The organism is Solihabitans fulvus, from assembly GCF_008386585.1.
Lineage (GTDB): Bacteria > Actinomycetota > Actinomycetes > Mycobacteriales > Pseudonocardiaceae > Solihabitans > Solihabitans fulvus.
This window is the reverse complement of sequence record NZ_VUOB01000010.1, coordinates 87114-103370: the sequence shown is the minus strand read 5'-3', so window position 1 is coordinate 103370 and position 16257 is coordinate 87114. Positions and strand designations below refer to the sequence as shown.

The window sequence follows — 16257 nt, the reverse complement described above, 5'->3', positions numbered from 1 at the left end:
GCTCGCTAGCTCTGCGGCATCTGCCTGTCGCGGCTGATCAGCAGCCGTTGGTCGGTGTACTGGAGGGACATGTCGTGCTTCTCGGCATGCTCCTGGCCGTCCTTCTTGTAGCGCACCTCGACGATCTGCCAGTAGGCGCCGTCGCCGCCGACGACGCTGACCGACAGGTTCTTGGCCTTGGCCCACTGCTGCGTGAAGCCGGCGAGGCCGCCCGGCGCGGCGCCCTGCGCGGTCGAGTTCAGCATCGCCCACGCCTGGTCTGGCTTGCTGGCCGCCAACACGAAGTAGTTCTTGATCGCGGCCTGCATGTCCTGCGGCTGCGGGTCGCCCGAGAAGGTCGGCGCCGCCGCGCTCGGCTCCGGCTCGGAGGGCTGCGTCGCGGACGAGCTGGTGGACGAGCTGGTGCCGGCCGCGTGGTTGGCGTTGCCGTTGTTCTTCGAGCTGAGCATGTTGGCCATCAGGATGCCGACGATCGCGGCGGCGACGATCGCGACACCCGCCACGATCTTGGAGTTCTTGCTCCTGCTCGCCGAGGACGCCGGCTTGGCCGAGGGCCGCGCTGGCCGCGCCGGGGCGCCGTGCGCGATGGTCGCCGCGCCGGCGTGTCTGGAGTCCGCTGCGGGCTGGCCGACCGGCCGCGCGTCCAACCTGGTGTTCTGCTGCCCAGCCCGGTTCCCGTTCGACTGCGACCGCGCGGCGACCGCAGGCGGGGCGCCCCGCCACGGCTGCGCCAGCGGCGGCCCGGCGGCCAGCGCGTTGTCCGGGATGGATCGGCCGGCCGCGACCGCGGCCAGCTCCTCCTTGGCCTGCGCCATCGTCGGCCGGTCCTCTGGCTCCGGCCGCAGCAGCTTCATCAGCATCGCGGTCAGCGGGCCGGCTTGCCTCGGCGGCGTGATCTGGCCGGAGGCGACCTGGTGCAGCAACGCGATGGTGTTCTCGTTCAGCCCGAACGGCGGCATGCCCTCGATCGCCGCGTAGAGCGTCGAGCCGAGCGAGAACACGTCCGACGGCGGGCCGGGGTCGTAACCCTTGGCGACCTCGGGGGCGAGATAGGCGGGCGTGCCGGCGAGCATGCCGGTCGCGGTGACCGTGACGTCGCCGGTGGCCCGCGAGATGCCGAAGTCGGTGATCTTGACGGTGCCGTCGTCGCCGAGCAGCACGTTGCCGGGCTTGACGTCCCGGTGCACGATGCCGGCGTTGTGCGCGGCGGCCAGCGCGGACGCCACCTGCGTGCCGATCCTGGCCACCTCGCGCGGCGGCAGCGTGCCGCGCTCGGACAGCACCGCCGACAGGCTCTTGGACGGCAGGTACTCCATGATCAGCCAGGGCTGGCCGTCGTCCTCGGCGACGTCGTAGACCGCGATGGCGTGCGGGTGCTGGAGCCGGGCCGCGATCCGCCCCTCCCGCATCGACCGCTGCTTGGCCTCGTCGGACTCCGCCGCGCTCAGTCCGGGCTGGAGCAGGAGCTGCTTGACCGCGATCGTGCGGTGTAGGCGCTGGTCCTGTGCCTGCCAGACGATGCCCATCGCCCCGCTGCCGATGCGCTTGCCCAACAGGTAGCGACCAGCGACCAACCGGCCATCGTCGCTCACAGCCCCTCCTTCACGTAACGCCTACTTCCGGTTCAGCTGGTCGAACAGGGGCTGTCCGCCGCTGCTCGAAGGACGTGAACACCCCACGACCTGGTTGCTGTGTGCGCGCCCACACTCGCGCGCGCAGCCCTCGACCCTACGGCTACGGCGTCGTGGTCGTCGTCGTTGTGGTCGTCGTGGGCGGCTTCGTTGTCGTGGTGGTGGTCGTTGTCGTGGTGGTCGTCGTGGGCGGCGGCTTCGTCGTGGTGGTCGTCGTGGTGGTCGGCGCCTGCCGGGTGGTCGTGGTCTCGTCGGTCGGCGACTGCGGCGGCGGGACCTGCTGGAGCGTGTCCGGCCTGGACGCCTCGCTGGTCGGCGGCAGCACGGGCTGCGAGTTCTGCCCGGTGTCGGGGTTGTTGCCGGTGGTCGTCGGCGGCCGGCTGGTCAGCGCGTTGGCCAGCAGGATGCCGCCGACCGCGACCAGCACGACGAGCACGAGCACGCCGAGCAGCAGCGGCCGCCGGTCCTTCCGGGGCGCCGCGGCGGCCTCCGCGACCCGCGTCCGGCCGGTCTGCGGACCGATCACCTGGGTGCGCTGCGTGTCACCGACGAACGCCGTCGGGGCGTCGGCGGCCACCGGAATCCTCGGCAACGTCGGGTTGCGGCCGGTCGCGACCGCGCCGAGCAGGTCGCGGACCTGGACCATGGTCGGCCGGTCGTCGGGTTCCGGGCGGAGCATCAGCAGGATCACGTCGATCAGCGGCCCGACCTGCGACGGCGGGTTGATCCGCCCCGCGGCGACCGCGTGCAGCACGGCCAGGGTGTTCTCGTTCAGGCCGAACGGCGGCTCGCCCTCCGCCGCCGCGTAGAGCGTCGAGCCGAGCGAGAAGACGTCGGAGGCCGGGCCGGGGTCGTAGCCCTTGGCGATCTCCGGCGCGAGGTAGGCGGGGGTGCCGGCGATCAGGCCGGTCTTGGTGACGGTGATGTCGTCGTTCGCCCGCGAGATGCCGAAGTCGGTGATCTTGACCGTGCCGTTGGCCGCCAGCAGCACGTTGCCCGGCTTGACGTCCCGGTGCACGACCCCGGCGACGTGCGCGTCGGCCAGCGCGGCGGCCGCCTGCGCGCCGACCCTGGCGACCTCCAGCTGCGGCATGGGGGCGCGCTCGTGCATCACGTCGGCGAGGCTGCGCGAGGGCAGGTACTCCATGACCAGGCACGGCGCGCCGTGCTCCTCGACCACGTCGTAGATCGCGATCGCGTTGGGGTGGTGCAGCTTGGCCGCGATCCGGCCCTCGCGCATGGCCCGCTGGACGGCCTCGTCGGTCTCCTCGGCGCCAAGCCCCGGCTGGAGCAGGAGCTGCTTGACCGCGACCGTCCGCCCGAGCCGCTCGTCCCTGGCCTCCCAGACGACTCCCATCGCGCCGCTGCCGATGCGCCTGACGAGCCGGTAGCGCCCCGCGACCAGGCCACCGTCAGCGGCGCTCACGCGGACTCCCCACCGACGTGCCGGGGTACTGCGCAGGGCTCACGCTGTGGCTCCTCGTCGTGCGGCGCGAACGGTCTCCGACCGGAGACGGAGCAGCCTGGCGACAGGGTTGCCCGGCACGATCGTGCGCCCTGGTCAGGCACCGCGAATCGCCGCGTGGTCAGCAGTCGGTAGCCGTCATCCCACGTGTAGGTGACAACTGCCCGCAGAGGCTACCCGGTTCCGGCGCGGGACCGCCCGCAGCCATCGGGTCGGCGTGCGCGAATCGGCGGTTAGCGCCCATAACCCTGCGACCGGCCGTGCGCTTCGTCACGGGACCGGCTCAGTTCCGCTGGGCGGACAGGATCTCCGAGTTCGCGATGCGCGGCGGGGTGTCCTTGGTGAGCCAGAACAGCTGCTCGACGCGCAGCCAGTGATCGTCGGGGCCGAGCATGGAGACCGCGGCGAGCACCGAGCCGTCCGGCCTCGGGTCGACGCGGTCCAGGGTGATCGCCTTGACGGCGTGCCAGGACTGCACGAACTCGGTCGGGTCGGTGCCGAGCAGGCCGGGGTCGACCAGCGCGAACGCCTCGGCCGGCGCCGTCCTGAGCAGTTCGTAGAAGTGCTTGATGGCCGCGACGGTCGTCGGCGAGCCGCTGGTGACCCGGACCGGCGGGGTGCTGACGGGCGAGGACGGCTGCTCGGCGGACGGAGACGGCTGGGCGGCCTGCGGCGGCGCGTTCCTGGTGGCGTCCGGCGGCGAGGCAGGCGCCGGGACCGCCAGCGGTGAGCTGTCCTGGCCCCGGCCGAGCTGGGCGCTGAGCATGTCGGGACGCAGCGCGCTGCCGCCGGTGATCTCCACCGGCGCCGGCCCGCTGCCCGGCTCGTTGTCGATGCGGTGGTTGCCGGCGACCACGGACGCGGCGGCCACGGAGGCGCACAGCACCACGGCCCCGGTCACCAGGCCGACGAGCTTGGCCGTGCGGTTCGGCCGGGCGGCGCGCGCCTCGTCCGGCCCTGGCGGCCCGAGCAGGTCGTGCACGAGGCCATCGGTGGCGGCCTCGTCGCTCGACGGGATTCGGACGGGGCTCGGCTGCTGTCTGATCAGCTCTGCCACGGTGATCGCACCGGCGCGGGTGTGCCGGCGACCGGTTGACGGACGCTGCACAGGCGACTCCTCCGTACCTTCTGTGGTCGGTGGAACTCGTACCGTGGTGGGACCCCGTGAAGCCAGCCGAGAGCCAGAGTTCACCTTTTCGTGGCGGCCAGCGGTCGGGTTTTCTCGTTCGTTCGGGTTAATTCCGACCGTTCGTCGACAACCTGTGCGTTCGGGAATCACCGCTGGCCGTCGGACGCCTGCCGCTCGTCGCTGATCAGCGGGAGGTGGTCCAGGGTGAACTTCAGCTGGCGCTGTTCGGTGCTGGTGGCGCCGTCCTTCTTGGTCACCTGGAGGGTGCTGACGGTGATGCCGCTGCCGGGGTCGACCGAGACGCCCTTGAGCTGGATCGAACTCACGTCCGCGTAGTGCTCGGTCAACACTGCGGCCGCGTTCGCCCGGAACGTGTCCGTGGTCATCGCCAGCGCGGTGGTGGTGTTGCTCACCACCTGCCCGTAGAACTCCACGGTCCGGCGGGTGATCGCGTCGCCGTCGACGATCGGGGCGTCCCGGTTGGGCACGGTGGTCACCGTCGGCGGCGCGCTGTCGGTCGGCGCGCCGGGCCGGCTGCCGGTGGTCGGCGGGCGCGCCGACGAGCCGCCGCCCTGCGAGGGGCTGGTCGAGCCGCTGCCGCCCCCGGAGGTCGCGACGGTGGTCCCGGCGTCACCGGGGGCACCCTGGGCGGCAGCGCCGTCCTGAGCGGGCCTCGCGTCGCCGCTGTGGCCACCGGTGGGGTGCTTGTTGTCCACCGGCCGGATCGCCACCGAGGTGGCCGGCGCGGTCGGGGTCGGGTTCAGGCCGCTGAGGATCTGCACGTCGCTGGGGTAGCCGGGTAGGCCGATCCGCTCGAGCGGGCCGGCAGGGCCGACCAGCTTGGCCGCCGCCAGCGCCAGCGCCAGCAGCACGCCGACCGACGACAGCACCGCGAACCAGGCGGCCCGCCGCCAGGTGCGCGGTGGCGTCACCGAGGCCGGCACGAGGCCGATGTCGAACTTCCGCAGCCCGTGCGCGTCGGTGTCAATCAGCGGGTCGTGCCGCGCGGGCTCGGCCCGGCCCCACGGCGGCTGGTCCGCCAACTCCTGCTGCGGCTGCTGCTCGCCCAGCTGTTGCTCGTCCGGCTGCTGCTGGCCTGCTCGCTGCTCGTCCGGCCGGCGCGACCGCCGCTGCGCCGGCAGGCCGGCCTCGGCGCCCTGGTCGACGCTCTGGTCGACGCCGGTTAGGGGACCGCCGTCGCGCTGGCGGTGCCGGCCGTGGTCTGGTTGGTGTCGAAGTGTGGAATCCGCCCGACTGTCCATGTCTCGAAGACCCTTTCCGCCCCCCACCCTGACGCGATGACTCGCTCGCTCAGGCCGTGTTCACCACCTGGAACGCTTCAGCCAGCCGGCCACCCGGCAAACCGTGACGCTCCGCAGTCGCGGCAAGGTACGACCGGATGTCGTCGGCTAACTCGGTCAGGTGACCCGTCTGCGAGCTGTGAGCGCGCAGCGCCGCCAGCTTCCGGTCGACGGTGTCGGTCACGTCGACGGCGTGGTTACGCAGCCCCGCAGGGCTGTCGGCCAGCCACAGCTCGCCGGTGGCCCAGGGTTCGAGCCCCTCGTCGGCGAGCAGTTCCGGGTGCGCGTGCGGGTTGCGCGCGTCGGGGTACACGGCGGCGAGGGTCGCCTCGCCGGCCGCGCGGTGATCGGGATGCGAGGTGACGATGTGGTCCCAGTTGATCTCCGGCGACCAGGTGAGCACCCGATCCGGGCGGAACTGCCTGATCACTCGGCTGATGTCCCTGCGGAGTTCGAGCGAGGCGGTCAGCCTGCCGTCGGGGTGGCGCAGGAAGGTGACCTGCTCGACGCCGACCGCCTTGGCCGCGTCGCGCTGCTCCTGCTCGCGCCGCGCGGCCACCTCGGCCCGGTCCGCTCCGGGGCCGCCGCTGGCGTCCCCCGAGGTGCAGACGCAGTAGGCGACCTCGATGCCGGCCGAGGTCCAGGCAGCCACCGTGCCTGCGGCGCCGAAGTCGACGTCGTCGGGGTGCGCGGTCACCACGAGCACACGGCTGACGTCGTCGCGTGGCACCAGGGTCGTCACCTACCCAAGGGTAGGCGGCGACGTTCCCGGTAGCGCTTCGGGTCGCCCCGGTGACACGGGGTGACACCCGGTGGGGTGTAAGTGCTTGACCTCGGGGTTCTCAGGCTCCCCGGTCCAGGCGCTTGCGGGTCTGCTGGATGGACTGCGTCGCCGCGAGGCCCGCGCCGCCGGCGAGCAGGATGCCCAGGATGTCCGGCACGACTCCGCCGCTGGTCAGCAGCAGGCCGAGCACGGCGGCCCCGACGGTCACCCCGGCGACCATCCAGCGGCCGCGCACGTACTCGACGACCGGGCCGCCGCCGGCCCGCTTGCGAGCGACGGAGTTCAGCATGCCCAGGTAACCGGCGTGCGCGAGCGTCGCGAGGAGCCCGACCAGGGCGATGATGGTGGCGATAGCGCCGATGACGGTTCCCATGCGTCCAGTGTGCCTGTGTTTTGTCCGGACCGGCCATCCGTGATCGCCCTGATATCCACCGGTTAGCGTGCGCGTATGCAGGTCTTCTGGCACGACGACTGCCTGGCGCACGACACCGGCGAGGGTCTGTGGGAGCTGCCGGGCGAGTGGCCGTGGTTGGACGTCGCCGAACCGCACCCCGAGAACGCCGCGCGGCTGCGCACGTTCCGTACCGCGCTGCTGCGGGGCCCGATCGCCGACCGGCTGACCTGGCGGGAGGGCAGGGCGGCCACCGAGGCGGAACTGGCCAGCGTGCACTCGCCCGAGTACCTGGCGCGGCTGCGCGCCGCGTGCGCCGGGCCGGACCGCGTGGCCGTCGAGGTGAACACCGTGGTCGGGCCGGGCTCGTGGCCGGCGATCGTGGCCGCGGCCGGGACCTCGCTGGCCGCGGCCGAGGCCGTGCTGTCGGGTGAGACGGGGATGGCCTACGCGCTGGTGCGGCCGCCGGGGCACCACGCCCAGCCCGACCTGCCGGACGGGTACTGCCTGGTCAACAACGCGGCGCTGGTGGTCCGCGCCGCGCAGCGGGCCGGCCTGCGCCGGATCGCGGTGCTGGACTGGGACGTGCACCACGGCAACGGCACCCAGGAGACCTTCTACGCGGAGCCTGACGTGCTCGCCGTGTCGCTGCATATGCGGCACGGCGCGTGGGGAGCCAACCACCGGCAGACCGGCGCGCCGACCGAGGTCGGCGTCGGGGCGGGGGTCGGCGGCAACGCCAACGTCGAGCTGTCGCTCGGCGCGGGCGACGAGGCGTACCTGCGCGCGCTGGACGAGGTCGTCGCCCCGCTGTTGCGCGAGTTCCGGCCCGAGCTGCTGGTCTGCCCGTCCGGGTTCGACGGTTCCGGCTTCGACCCGAACGGCCGGCACAACCTGAGCGCGGCGGGCTATCGGCGACTCGGCGCGACCGTCGCCGGGTTGGCGGAGGAGCTGACCGATGGACGGATCGTGCTGACCCAGGAGGGCGGCTACCTGCGCGGCTACTCGGCGCTGTGCCTGCACGCGCTGCTGGAGGGGTTGCTGCGGCTGCCGGAGCCGCTGCTGGCCGACCCGCTGGCGTACGTGCCGGACGACTCGGCCCTGTATCCGGCGCGCACCACAGCCGACCTGGCCGCCGTGCGCGCCGCACTCGCTCCCTACTGGCCCGACGCCTTCCCGTCCTGATCGCCCGCCTGCCGATCGCCCGCCTGCCGTTCGACCGTCAGCCGGCGGCGCACGCGACTGTCAGTTGTCAGTCGAAGGACTGCCGGTTCGAGATTGCTGGTTCGACTCAGCGCCTCCGAGTCAGCGCCCCAGTGGGCCGCGTCCCATCCGCAGCAGGGCCATCGCCAGTTCCCTGCCGTCCTTGCCGAGTTCGCGGTAGCGCGCGAGCACGTCCATCTCGCGGTTGTAGACGATCTTCGTCCCGCCGGCCGCCATTCGGGCCGCACCGATGATCTTGGATACCTCGACGCGGCGCTTCACCAGTCGCAGGATCTCGGCGTCGAGGTGATCGATTTCCTCGCGCAGCGCGGCAATATCCTCCGGCGGCGCAGCCTCCGTGCCGTCGTTCGTGCTGTCGTTCCCCGACTGCGCGTTCGAGTCCGGCTGGGCGGGTGCGGTGGCGTTCATGTCGGTGACCCTTCGACTCTGTGGTCGGAGCCCGGTCCCGAAGCAACGAAGCCCCGGGTCCGAGGACTCCGGGGCTTCGTGGTGGTGTGCGGTGCTACGCGACCACGGGAGCCGGAGTCCGGATCCCGTAGAAAAACTCGAAAGCTCGCGTCAGCACGCCACGAGTGTGCCACAACGGCCTCCGTTGCCGCACGACGCCCACCGCGAGCGGCGTCGCGACTCCCGTCACATGGCGTGGCGTCCGGCGGCCGTCCTGGTGCCGTTCCTTGCGACGGCCGTCAAAATCTGTCGGTGGGCGCGAGTACCGTTGTTGCGCGATGAGTAGCGAGCTTGCGAGCGAATCAATGTATGCAGCGTGCCACCTGGCATTCATGCCCTCGACGAGCGCCAGCGAGGAGACGGCATGAGTGCCTTGTTCGATCTGCCGCAGCCCACCACGCCCGCCCGCCCAGCTGCGGCCGTCGCGGCGTTGGTCGACGACCTCAATCCCGCGCAGCGCCAGGCGGTCGAGCACAGCGGCTCACCGCTGCTCGTGGTCGCCGGCGCCGGCTCGGGCAAGACCCGCGTGCTCACCAGGCGAATCGCCTATCTGCTCGCCGCGCGGGGGGTGCATCCCGGCGAGATCATGGCGATCACCTTCACCAACAAGGCCGCGGCCGAGATGAAGGAACGCGTCAGCGAGCTGGTCGGGCCGCGCGCCCGCGTCATGTGGGTGTCGACCTTCCACTCCATGTGCGTGCGGATCCTGCGCCGCGAGGCCAAGACGCTCGGCATGTCGTCCAGCTTCTCGATCTACGACAGCGACGACTCGCGTCGGCTGATCACGTTGGTGGCACGAGATCTCGACCTCGATCCCAAGCGCTACCCGGCCCGCACGTTGGCCGTGCACATCTCCAACCTCAAGAACGAGCTGGTCGACCCTTCCGATGCGACCTCCCGCGCTACCAACGATCTCGAGCGCAGGGTCGCCGAGGTGTACCGGACGTACCAGGAACGGCTCGGCCAGGCCAACGCGCTGGACTTCGACGACATCATCATGCGCACCGTCGAGCTCCTCCAGGCGTTTCCCGACGTGGCTGAGCACTACCGGCGGCGCTTCCGGCACGTGCTGGTCGACGAGTACCAGGACACCAACCACGCGCAGTACACGCTGGTGCGGGAGCTGGTCGGCACCGGATCGGACGGCGTCGGGCCTGCCGAGCTGTGCGTCGTCGGCGACGCGGACCAGTCGATCTATGCCTTCCGTGGCGCGACGATCCGCAACATCGTCGAGTTCGAGCGGGACTACCCGCAGGCCAGAACCATTCTGCTGGAACAGAACTACCGCTCGACGCAGACGATCCTGTCGGCCGCGAACGCGGTGATCTCGCGCAACCCCAACCGCAGGGACAAGCGGCTGTGGACCGAGTCTGGCGACGGCGAGCGGATCGTCGGCTACGTCGCGGACAACGAGCACGACGAGGCGGCGTTCGTCGCTGGCGAGATCGACCGCCTTGTCGACTCCGGCGAGGTCAGCAACGGCGACATCGCGGTCTTCTACCGCACCAACAACCAGTCCCGCGTGTTCGAGGAGATCTTCATCCGGCTCGGGCTGCCCTACCGCGTGGTCGGCGGGGTGCGCTTCTACGAGCGGCGCGAGGTGCGCGACGCGCTGGCCTACCTGCGGGCGCTGGCGAACCCGGACGACACGGTGAGCCTGCGCCGGATCCTCAACGTGCCCAAGCGGGGGATCGGGGACCGCGCCGAGGCGTGCGTGTCGCTGCACGCCGAGCGCGAGCGGATCGGCTTCGGCGCGGCGCTGCGGGACGCGGTCAGCGGTCGGGTCGCGATGCTGAACCCGAGGTCCCAGAAGGCGATCGCCGGTTTCGTCGAGCTGATGGACGAGCTCGGCGAGCAGGTCGAGCGCGGCGAGGACGTGGCCGACATCCTCGACTCGGTGCTGGACCGCACCGGCTACCGGGGCGAGCTGGAGGCCAGCGACGACCCGCAGGACGCGTCCCGGCTAGAGAACCTGAACGAGCTCGTCACCGTGGCGCGGGAGTTCACCGAGGTCGCCGTGCGCGCGGTCGACCCCGAGGTTCCTGACGACGAGATCGTCGACGACGACGAGGCCGCCGGCGCGCCCCGCCAGGGCTCGCTCGCCGCGTTCCTGGAGCGGGTCTCGCTGGTGGCCGACGCCGACTCGATTCCGGACGCGGACTCCGACGGCGTGGTCACCCTGATGACCCTGCACACCGCGAAGGGGCTGGAGTATCCGGCGGTGTTCTGCACCGGCTGGGAGGACGGCGTGTTCCCGCACATGCGGGCGCTGGGCGATCCCGCCGAGCTGTCCGAGGAGCGCAGGCTGGCGTATGTCGGGATCACCAGGGCCCGGCAGCGGCTGTACCTGTCCCGCGCGATGGTGCGGTCCGCGTGGGGGCAGCCCGCGACCAACCCGGCGTCCCGGTTCCTCGACGAGATTCCCGCCGAGCTGATCGACTGGCGGCGGGTGGAGCCCGACCGGGCGGGCCCGAGCGTCACCACGACCTGGGGCCGCCGTTCCTCGGCGACGGGCGGCGACTCCGCGCAGGCCGGCCTCGCCGCGCGCGGCATGCGGTCGACGTCGTTCAAGGGCTGGCAGGACACCCCGTCGGTGCAGCTGGACGTCGGCGACCGGGTCAACCACGACAAATACGGCCTCGGCACGGTCGTCGCCACCGACGGCTCCGGCCCGAGGGCCACGGCGACCATCGACTTCGGCTCGGCCGGCAAGGTCCGGCTGATGCTCATCGGCGGCCTGCCGCTCGTGAAGCTGTAGCCCGGTCTGTTCTCACCCGAACGAGTGATCTGGATCTCCCGCGCAACCTCGCGCCGCGCCCCGCGTCATTACTGGTGAGATCAGCGTTCGGGGCGCTGACCTCGGGTGACGGCACCGATTCGGGGTCGGTGCCCAGCAGGGGAGAAGACGCGGTCAGTGCTCGCCGACTCGGGGTCGACGGGGGCTGGGCGCGGTCACGGAATAGCAGTAGCCGGACTCCACGGCGCACGCGGGAGGTCGGGGCAGGTCGCCGCAAGGCGGCGTGCCCCGCTGCCCCGCCTTTCATCTCACGCTCTCGGATCCCGTTCGGCACGTCGTCGCGCCGGCACCGATGAGGCAGCGCTGCCGGCCCCTTGGCGCGAGCCTGTGTCACCGCACCCGGAACTGTCGGTGCCCTGGTGTTTGATCACCGTGGGCTTCGAGCGGGGGTGTTGACGGTGGATGACGTGTTGTGGGGTTTGCTCCGCGAGCGCATTGGGTACTTCCTGGATGCGGCCGATCGGGCGGCCGCGTCTCAGTGGTCCGGGGGACCGCTGGAAACCCGCCGGCTGGTGGCCGCCTGGCGCGCTCTGCTGCGTCAGCACCGGCCGGCGCGGCGGGGCGGCTGCCTCGGCTGCGGGCGGCGCGGCGGAGGCATGTGCGGGGTCTGGCGGGTCGCCAGCGCCTACTTCGTGCACCGGTTGCCGCTGACCCCTGCCACGAACACGATCCCGGAGAGCGGCGGTTCCTAGACGCTGACGCCGCGCTCGTTGAGCCACGGCAACGGGTTGATCTTCATGCCGCCCGGCTCCCAGACCTCGAAGTGCAGGTGCGGGCCGGTGGAGAAGCCGTTGTTGCCGATCCAGGAGATCAGGTCGCCGGCCTTCACGCGCTGGCCGACGTGCACGTTGAACTTGTACATGTGGCCGTAGACGTTGATGGTGCCGTCGTCGAGCCGGACGCGGATCCACATACCGAAGCCGCTGGCCGGGCCCGCGTCGATGACCTCGCCGTCGGCGGCGGCGACGATCGGGGTGCCCAGCGGGCCCGCGAGGTCGATGCCGGCGTGCAGGACGCCCCAGCGGGCGCCGAAGCCGGAGCTGAACACGCCGTCGGCGGGCTTCACGAAGAGGGGGCGCCGCGCCTCGGCCTCCTTGGCCGCGCGCTGGTCGCTGATGCGCTGGCTCTTGGCCAGCTTGCTGGCCTCGCTGGCCGGGTCGACGCTGCGGGCCACGGGCATGATCTCGGGCGCGGCGGGGGCGTTTCCGCCGACGCCGAACGCCGCTGCGGCGTCACGACCGTTGGCCAGCGGCGTCACACCGTCGGACGGGGACGCGTGCGCTGCCTGAAGCGTTTGCCCGGCGCCGGCTGCCGCGAAGGCGCCGATCGCGACTGCGGCCACGACGACGCGGCCTCGCAGCACGGACGGCGGCGCGGGGAGCCGGTGCGTGCCTCTGGCCCGAGTCGGGGCGTAGTCGATCGACTCTTCGAGCGCCAGAGATCCTTCTTCGCCGCCGGGGGAGCGGTGTCGAGACAAAGCCTGCCCTTCCGTCTTCGGGGAGTCTGGCCGGAACGCCGGGCGGGGGATCCCGGTGAGTCGGTTCGGGGGCGACCAACTCGCTGTTCCGCTTGTGACCAGACCGTGACATCGGACCCGGGGACAGTAACCAAGGGAGACCCTTAGGGGCAAACCCCTGGGGCAAAGATCTGCCAAATGGACGTCAGCCAGAAGGTTGGGACTGCGCTGATTGACGCTCGGTAGTCCCCGGGCCGGCAGAACCGTCGCCTACGGCCACGACCGGGGCATTAACAGTGTCATTCGATTGGGTGATCGCGGTCACGATGACCTGAACGGCCCGCCGGTCGACGGGCAGCGACAGGTGACCTGAATCACGTATCTGGTGCTCCTCGACGTGCAACTCGGGGTGCACCAGCCGGGCGTTCCCCTGCGGCACCACGATCTGGTCCATCGCGCTCCACACCACCACGAACCGGGTCCGGCAGTCCGGCGCGGGCTCGGCCAGCTCGGTCAGCAGCTCGGAGCCCGGCCGCAGCTGCCGGACCAGGTTCGTCGGCAGCAGGTAGGCGGTCAGCGTGCCGCCGTGCGGGGTGCCGAGCGTGACGAGCGTCCGCACCCGCCGGTCGCCGCCGAGGCGCTGCACGTAGTACCTGGCGATCAGCCCGCCGAGCGAGTGGCCGACCACGTGCACCCGGTCCGTGCCGGTCTGCTCGCAGATCCGCTCGATGTGCGCGCCGAGCAGCGCGGCGGACCGCCGCACGTCCCCACTCAGCGCGGTCAGCACGCTGTAGTTCACTGCGTGCACGAACCCGAAGCCCCTGCGCCGCAGCGTCGAGGCCAGCAGCGCGAACGCCGACCGGTTGTCCACGATGCCGTGCACCAACACGATCGGGGTGCCGGCCGCGTCCATGGCGGACACCATCAGCCCGCGCTGCCGTGGCGGCAGGTCGTCGGTGCGGTAGTGCCGGTACGGGCCGTCCTGGCGCAGCTGCTCGGCGACGGCGCCCCACGGGTAGAGCACGGTGTGCGCGGCCAGCCAGGTCGTCTCGACCAGCACACCGCGCAGGCCGCCAGGGCTGGCCACGGCGCGCAGCGCGCCGAGCACCTGTCCGAGGCCGCCGTTGCCCATGGAAAAGACGGTAGGTGATGTTGTCACCAACTACGTGAAAGTTGTGCCGTTTTGTCACCCCCGCGCGCCCGTTCCGGCATGCCGTTCTGCCTTCCCGCCCCGGCTTGCTAGCGTCCAGGGCGATGACTGAGCGGGCACGTTCGACGCGATCCAGCTCGGCTGCGCCGGGGCAGGCCCAGGACGACCACTCCGCCGTGGTCGACCGGATCGACCAGGCGACGCCGGCCACCGGCAGACTCCGGCTCGCGGCCGGCATCGCCGGAGTCGGCGCGCTGCTGGTCGGTCTCGGCGCCGCGCTCGGCGTCGCCGCCGGTCAGGACGCGCCGCCTGCCTACACCTCCTGGCCGCTGCTGGTCCTGCTCACCCTGCTGCCGCCTGCCGTCGCGGCCGGGCTCCTGGCACGGGGACACGCCCGCACCTCGGCCGCCGTGCTCGCCGCGAGCGCGCTGTTCGCGCCGGGCCGGATCCTGGTCGACCTCCAGGTCGCCGTCGACTCCAGCAGGGCGGGGACGCCCGAGCTGACCCGGCAGCACTCCCTCGCGCCGCTGCACCCGACGGCCGGCCTGTGGCTGCTCGTCGCGGGCTGGCTGGCGGTCCTCGCGGCCGGGGTGCTCGCCGCGGCCCTGGCCGGTGAGCGCGCCGAACCGACCGAGGGCTTCGACGCCTCCGACGACGATCGCCGCAAGCAGGGCAGGCTCGCCGGACTGCTGTTCGTCGGGTTGCTGGCCGGCGCCGGCCTGCTCGGCCCCTCCTTCGCCTCGACCGACCCCTACCTGCTCGGCGTCGGCCCGCTCGACTCGCCGGCGACCGCGCTGGTCGGCGGGCTGCTGCTCGCCGTGGCCGCGCCGCTCGGCCTCGCGCTGGCCGCCAGCGCCGGCGAGCCGGCCGCCCGCCGGGGCTGGCTGCTCGGCGTCGCCGCCGGGCTGGCCGGGGTCACCGTGCCGCCGATCGTCGCCGGGGTCACGGTCGCCGGGCTCGACGTGACCTGGGGACCGCTGACCGCGTTGGCCGTCGCCGTGGTGCTCGCCGTGCTGTCGGGAGTCGTCGGTCGGACCGAACCGGCCTCGGCCGACGGCGAGACGCGGCGGGACGCGGCGGTGTCGCTGCCCGGCCAGTCCCGGTCGCAGCTCGCCGCTGGCGTGCTCGGCCTGCTGGCCGCGCTGGCCGCCCTCGGCGGCGGGCTCGGCCCACAACTCGACGTGCCGGTCGGCCTGGCCGCCCCGGACGACTACGCCGCAAGGCTGCTCGGCCCGGCCGCCGGCGTGCTCGTCGCGCTGAGCCTGCCGCTGCTGTTCCGCGGTGCCGCCGCCGCCGTCCGGCCCGCCTTCCTGGTGGCGCTCGCCGTGTTGCCGCTGGCGGCGGGCGGGCAGCTGGACGCGGCGATCACCGCGACCCAGTTCGGCGCCATCCAGCCGGGGCTCGGCGTGTGGTCCACGGTGCTCGCGCTGGTGCTCGGCGTCGCGGCGGCCTGCTGCGCCGGGCTGGCCGGCGCGGCCGAGCGCGAGGAGGTCGACCTCACCGGCATCACCCCGCGCCTTGACTTCGCCGCCCCGGCCTTCGCCGCCGCGCTGTTCACCATCGGCGCCTTCGGCCTCCCGACGCTGCGCGCGCCCGGCTACGTCGCGCCCGGCCTGTGGTCGGACTTCCGCACCGCGTCATGGGGCATGCTGCTCGCGCTGGTCACGGTGCTCGTCGCGCTGGCGCTTGGCACGGTCAGCAGGCCCCCGCGCGCGGCCGCGCTGCTGCTCGGCGCGGCGGCCGTGCTCCTCGTCCGCGCGCTGGAGGCGCCGCTGACCTCGGCGCGCACCCCGGGGTCCTCGGTCGGGCCTGGCACCTGGCTCGCGTTGGCCGCCGTGGCGGCGCTGGTGGTCTCGGCGGTGCTGGCCGCGCGTAGGTCAACTTCGGCCACGCGCGGGGCGTAGGCCGCATAATGCGCTGAGACGACGTGGTTTCCGGGCCCACAAGGCGCTGGCTACTGGAGGATTCTGATGAGCGGTCGTATTCGTGTGGTCGTGGCCAAGCCAGGCCTCGACGGGCATGACCGGGGCGCGAAGGTGGTCGCCCGCGCGCTGCGCGACGCCGGCATGGAGGTCGTCTACACCGGCCTGCACCAGACGCCGGAACAGGTCGTGGAGACCGCCCTCCAGGAGGACGCCGACGCGGTCGGCCTGTCCGTGCTGTCCGGCGCGCACATGACGCTGTTCGCGAAGGTGATCGAGCTGCTGCGGGAGAAGGGCGCGGAGGACGTCGTCGTGTTCGGCGGCGGCATCGTGCCGGAGGAGGACCTGCCCAAGCTCGCGGAGCTCGGCGTCGCCAAGATCTTCACCCCCGGCGCGACCACGACCGAGATCGTCGACTGGGTGCGCTCGAACGTGGCGCAGGCGGCCGACGCCTGAAGCTGTCGGCCTCCCTCCTAACTGGACGCGCAGGCCGGCACGGTTCAGAAGCCCGCACGTCCGAGGGTGTCCCACACCACAGGCGTGATCCGCCTTACTGGTGT

14 protein-coding genes are annotated in these 16257 nt (G+C 72.4%); 5 read left to right on the top strand and 9 right to left on the bottom strand.

Annotation, left to right across the window (positions count from 1 at the left end):
* Positions 1-5: 5 nt before the first annotated feature.
* From F0L68_RS06000 to F0L68_RS05975, 6 genes are all read right to left on the bottom strand, one after another.
* The gene (locus F0L68_RS06000; protein WP_149848449.1) at positions 6-1592 is read right to left on the bottom strand and encodes a serine/threonine-protein kinase; all 1587 of its coding nucleotides are present in this window, start codon (positions 1590-1592) and stop codon (positions 6-8) included.
* 142 nt (positions 1593-1734) lie between these two features.
* Entirely contained in the window at positions 1735-3057 is a 1323-nt protein-coding gene (locus tag F0L68_RS05995; protein WP_223198539.1) for a serine/threonine-protein kinase, read from the bottom strand.
* Between the two features lie 322 nt (positions 3058-3379).
* Positions 3380-4204, bottom strand: a complete 825-nt coding sequence (locus F0L68_RS05990; protein WP_149848448.1) for a hypothetical protein — start codon at positions 4202-4204, stop codon at positions 3380-3382.
* 167 nt (positions 4205-4371) lie between these two features.
* Positions 4372-5487 (bottom strand): hypothetical protein, encoded by a 1116-nt coding sequence (locus tag F0L68_RS05985; protein WP_149848447.1) that lies wholly within the window; start codon positions 5485-5487, stop codon positions 4372-4374.
* Between the two features lie 49 nt (positions 5488-5536).
* Positions 5537-6268, bottom strand: coding sequence for a PIG-L deacetylase family protein (locus tag F0L68_RS05980; RefSeq protein ID WP_223198538.1), 732 nt, complete (start codon positions 6266-6268; stop codon positions 5537-5539).
* 100 nt (positions 6269-6368) lie between these two features.
* The gene (locus F0L68_RS05975) at positions 6369-6683 is read right to left on the bottom strand and encodes a hypothetical protein (RefSeq protein WP_149848446.1); all 315 of its coding nucleotides are present in this window, start codon (positions 6681-6683) and stop codon (positions 6369-6371) included.
* 75 nt (positions 6684-6758) lie between these two features.
* Between F0L68_RS05975 and F0L68_RS05970 the strand changes: the two genes are divergently transcribed.
* The gene (locus tag F0L68_RS05970) at positions 6759-7886 is read left to right on the top strand and encodes an arginase family protein (protein WP_149848445.1); all 1128 of its coding nucleotides are present in this window, start codon (positions 6759-6761) and stop codon (positions 7884-7886) included.
* A gap of 120 nt (positions 7887-8006) precedes the next feature.
* Here F0L68_RS05970 and F0L68_RS05965 read toward each other — a convergent pair whose 3' ends face one another.
* Positions 8007-8333, bottom strand: a complete 327-nt coding sequence (locus tag F0L68_RS05965) for a chorismate mutase (RefSeq protein ID WP_149848444.1) — start codon at positions 8331-8333, stop codon at positions 8007-8009.
* 403 nt (positions 8334-8736) lie between these two features.
* On the opposite strand from F0L68_RS05965, the gene pcrA reads away from it, so the two are divergent.
* Entirely contained in the window at positions 8737-11130 is a 2394-nt protein-coding gene (gene pcrA, locus F0L68_RS05960; protein ID WP_149848443.1) for a DNA helicase PcrA, read from the top strand.
* A 437-nt stretch (positions 11131-11567) separates the two neighbouring features.
* On the top strand, positions 11568-11861 hold the full coding sequence (locus F0L68_RS05955; RefSeq protein WP_149848442.1) for a hypothetical protein: 294 nt from the start codon (positions 11568-11570) through the stop codon (positions 11859-11861).
* Here the strand turns inward: F0L68_RS05955 and F0L68_RS05950 are convergent.
* Both F0L68_RS05950 and F0L68_RS05945 read right to left on the bottom strand, forming a co-directional pair.
* Positions 11858-12511 carry a M23 family metallopeptidase gene (locus F0L68_RS05950; protein ID WP_223198537.1) on the bottom strand — a complete coding sequence of 218 codons (654 nt, stop codon included), beginning with the start codon at positions 12509-12511 and terminating at the stop codon, positions 11858-11860. The genes F0L68_RS05955 and F0L68_RS05950 overlap by 4 nt on opposite strands.
* 319 nt (positions 12512-12830) lie before the next feature.
* The gene (locus F0L68_RS05945; RefSeq protein ID WP_149848440.1) at positions 12831-13757 is read right to left on the bottom strand and encodes an esterase/lipase family protein; all 927 of its coding nucleotides are present in this window, start codon (positions 13755-13757) and stop codon (positions 12831-12833) included.
* A gap of 122 nt (positions 13758-13879) precedes the next feature.
* Here F0L68_RS05945 and F0L68_RS05940 point away from each other — a divergent pair, with 122 nt between their 5' ends.
* Together F0L68_RS05940 and icmB are read left to right on the top strand one after the other, a co-directional pair.
* The gene (locus tag F0L68_RS05940) at positions 13880-15679 is read left to right on the top strand and encodes a hypothetical protein (RefSeq protein WP_149848439.1); all 1800 of its coding nucleotides are present in this window, start codon (positions 13880-13882) and stop codon (positions 15677-15679) included.
* A 66-nt stretch (positions 15680-15745) separates the two neighbouring features.
* The gene (gene icmB / locus F0L68_RS05935) at positions 15746-16153 is read left to right on the top strand and encodes a coenzyme B12-dependent isobutyryl CoA mutase small subunit (RefSeq protein WP_149848438.1); all 408 of its coding nucleotides are present in this window, start codon (positions 15746-15748) and stop codon (positions 16151-16153) included.
* Positions 16154-16257: the final 104 nt, after the last annotated feature.

Excerpts from the sequence above, each read along its gene's own strand:
- F0L68_RS05965 (WP_149848444.1), bottom strand. The coding sequence starts at position 8,333 with ATGAACGCCACCGCACCCGCCCAGCCGGACTCGAACGCGCAGTCGGGG.
- F0L68_RS05945 (WP_149848440.1), bottom strand. The coding sequence starts at position 13,757 with ATGGGCAACGGCGGCCTCGGACAGGTGCTCGGCGCGCTGCGCGCCGTG.
- F0L68_RS05975 (WP_149848446.1), bottom strand. The coding sequence starts at position 6,683 with ATGGGAACCGTCATCGGCGCTATCGCCACCATCATCGCCCTGGTCGGG.
- F0L68_RS05970 (WP_149848445.1), top strand. The coding sequence starts at position 6,759 with ATGCAGGTCTTCTGGCACGACGACTGCCTGGCGCACGACACCGGCGAG.
- F0L68_RS05940 (WP_149848439.1), top strand. The coding sequence starts at position 13,880 with ATGACTGAGCGGGCACGTTCGACGCGATCCAGCTCGGCTGCGCCGGGG.
- F0L68_RS05985 (WP_149848447.1), bottom strand. The coding sequence starts at position 5,487 with ATGGACAGTCGGGCGGATTCCACACTTCGACACCAACCAGACCACGGC.
- pcrA (WP_149848443.1), top strand. The coding sequence starts at position 8,737 with ATGAGTGCCTTGTTCGATCTGCCGCAGCCCACCACGCCCGCCCGCCCA.
- icmB (WP_149848438.1), top strand. The coding sequence starts at position 15,746 with ATGAGCGGTCGTATTCGTGTGGTCGTGGCCAAGCCAGGCCTCGACGGG.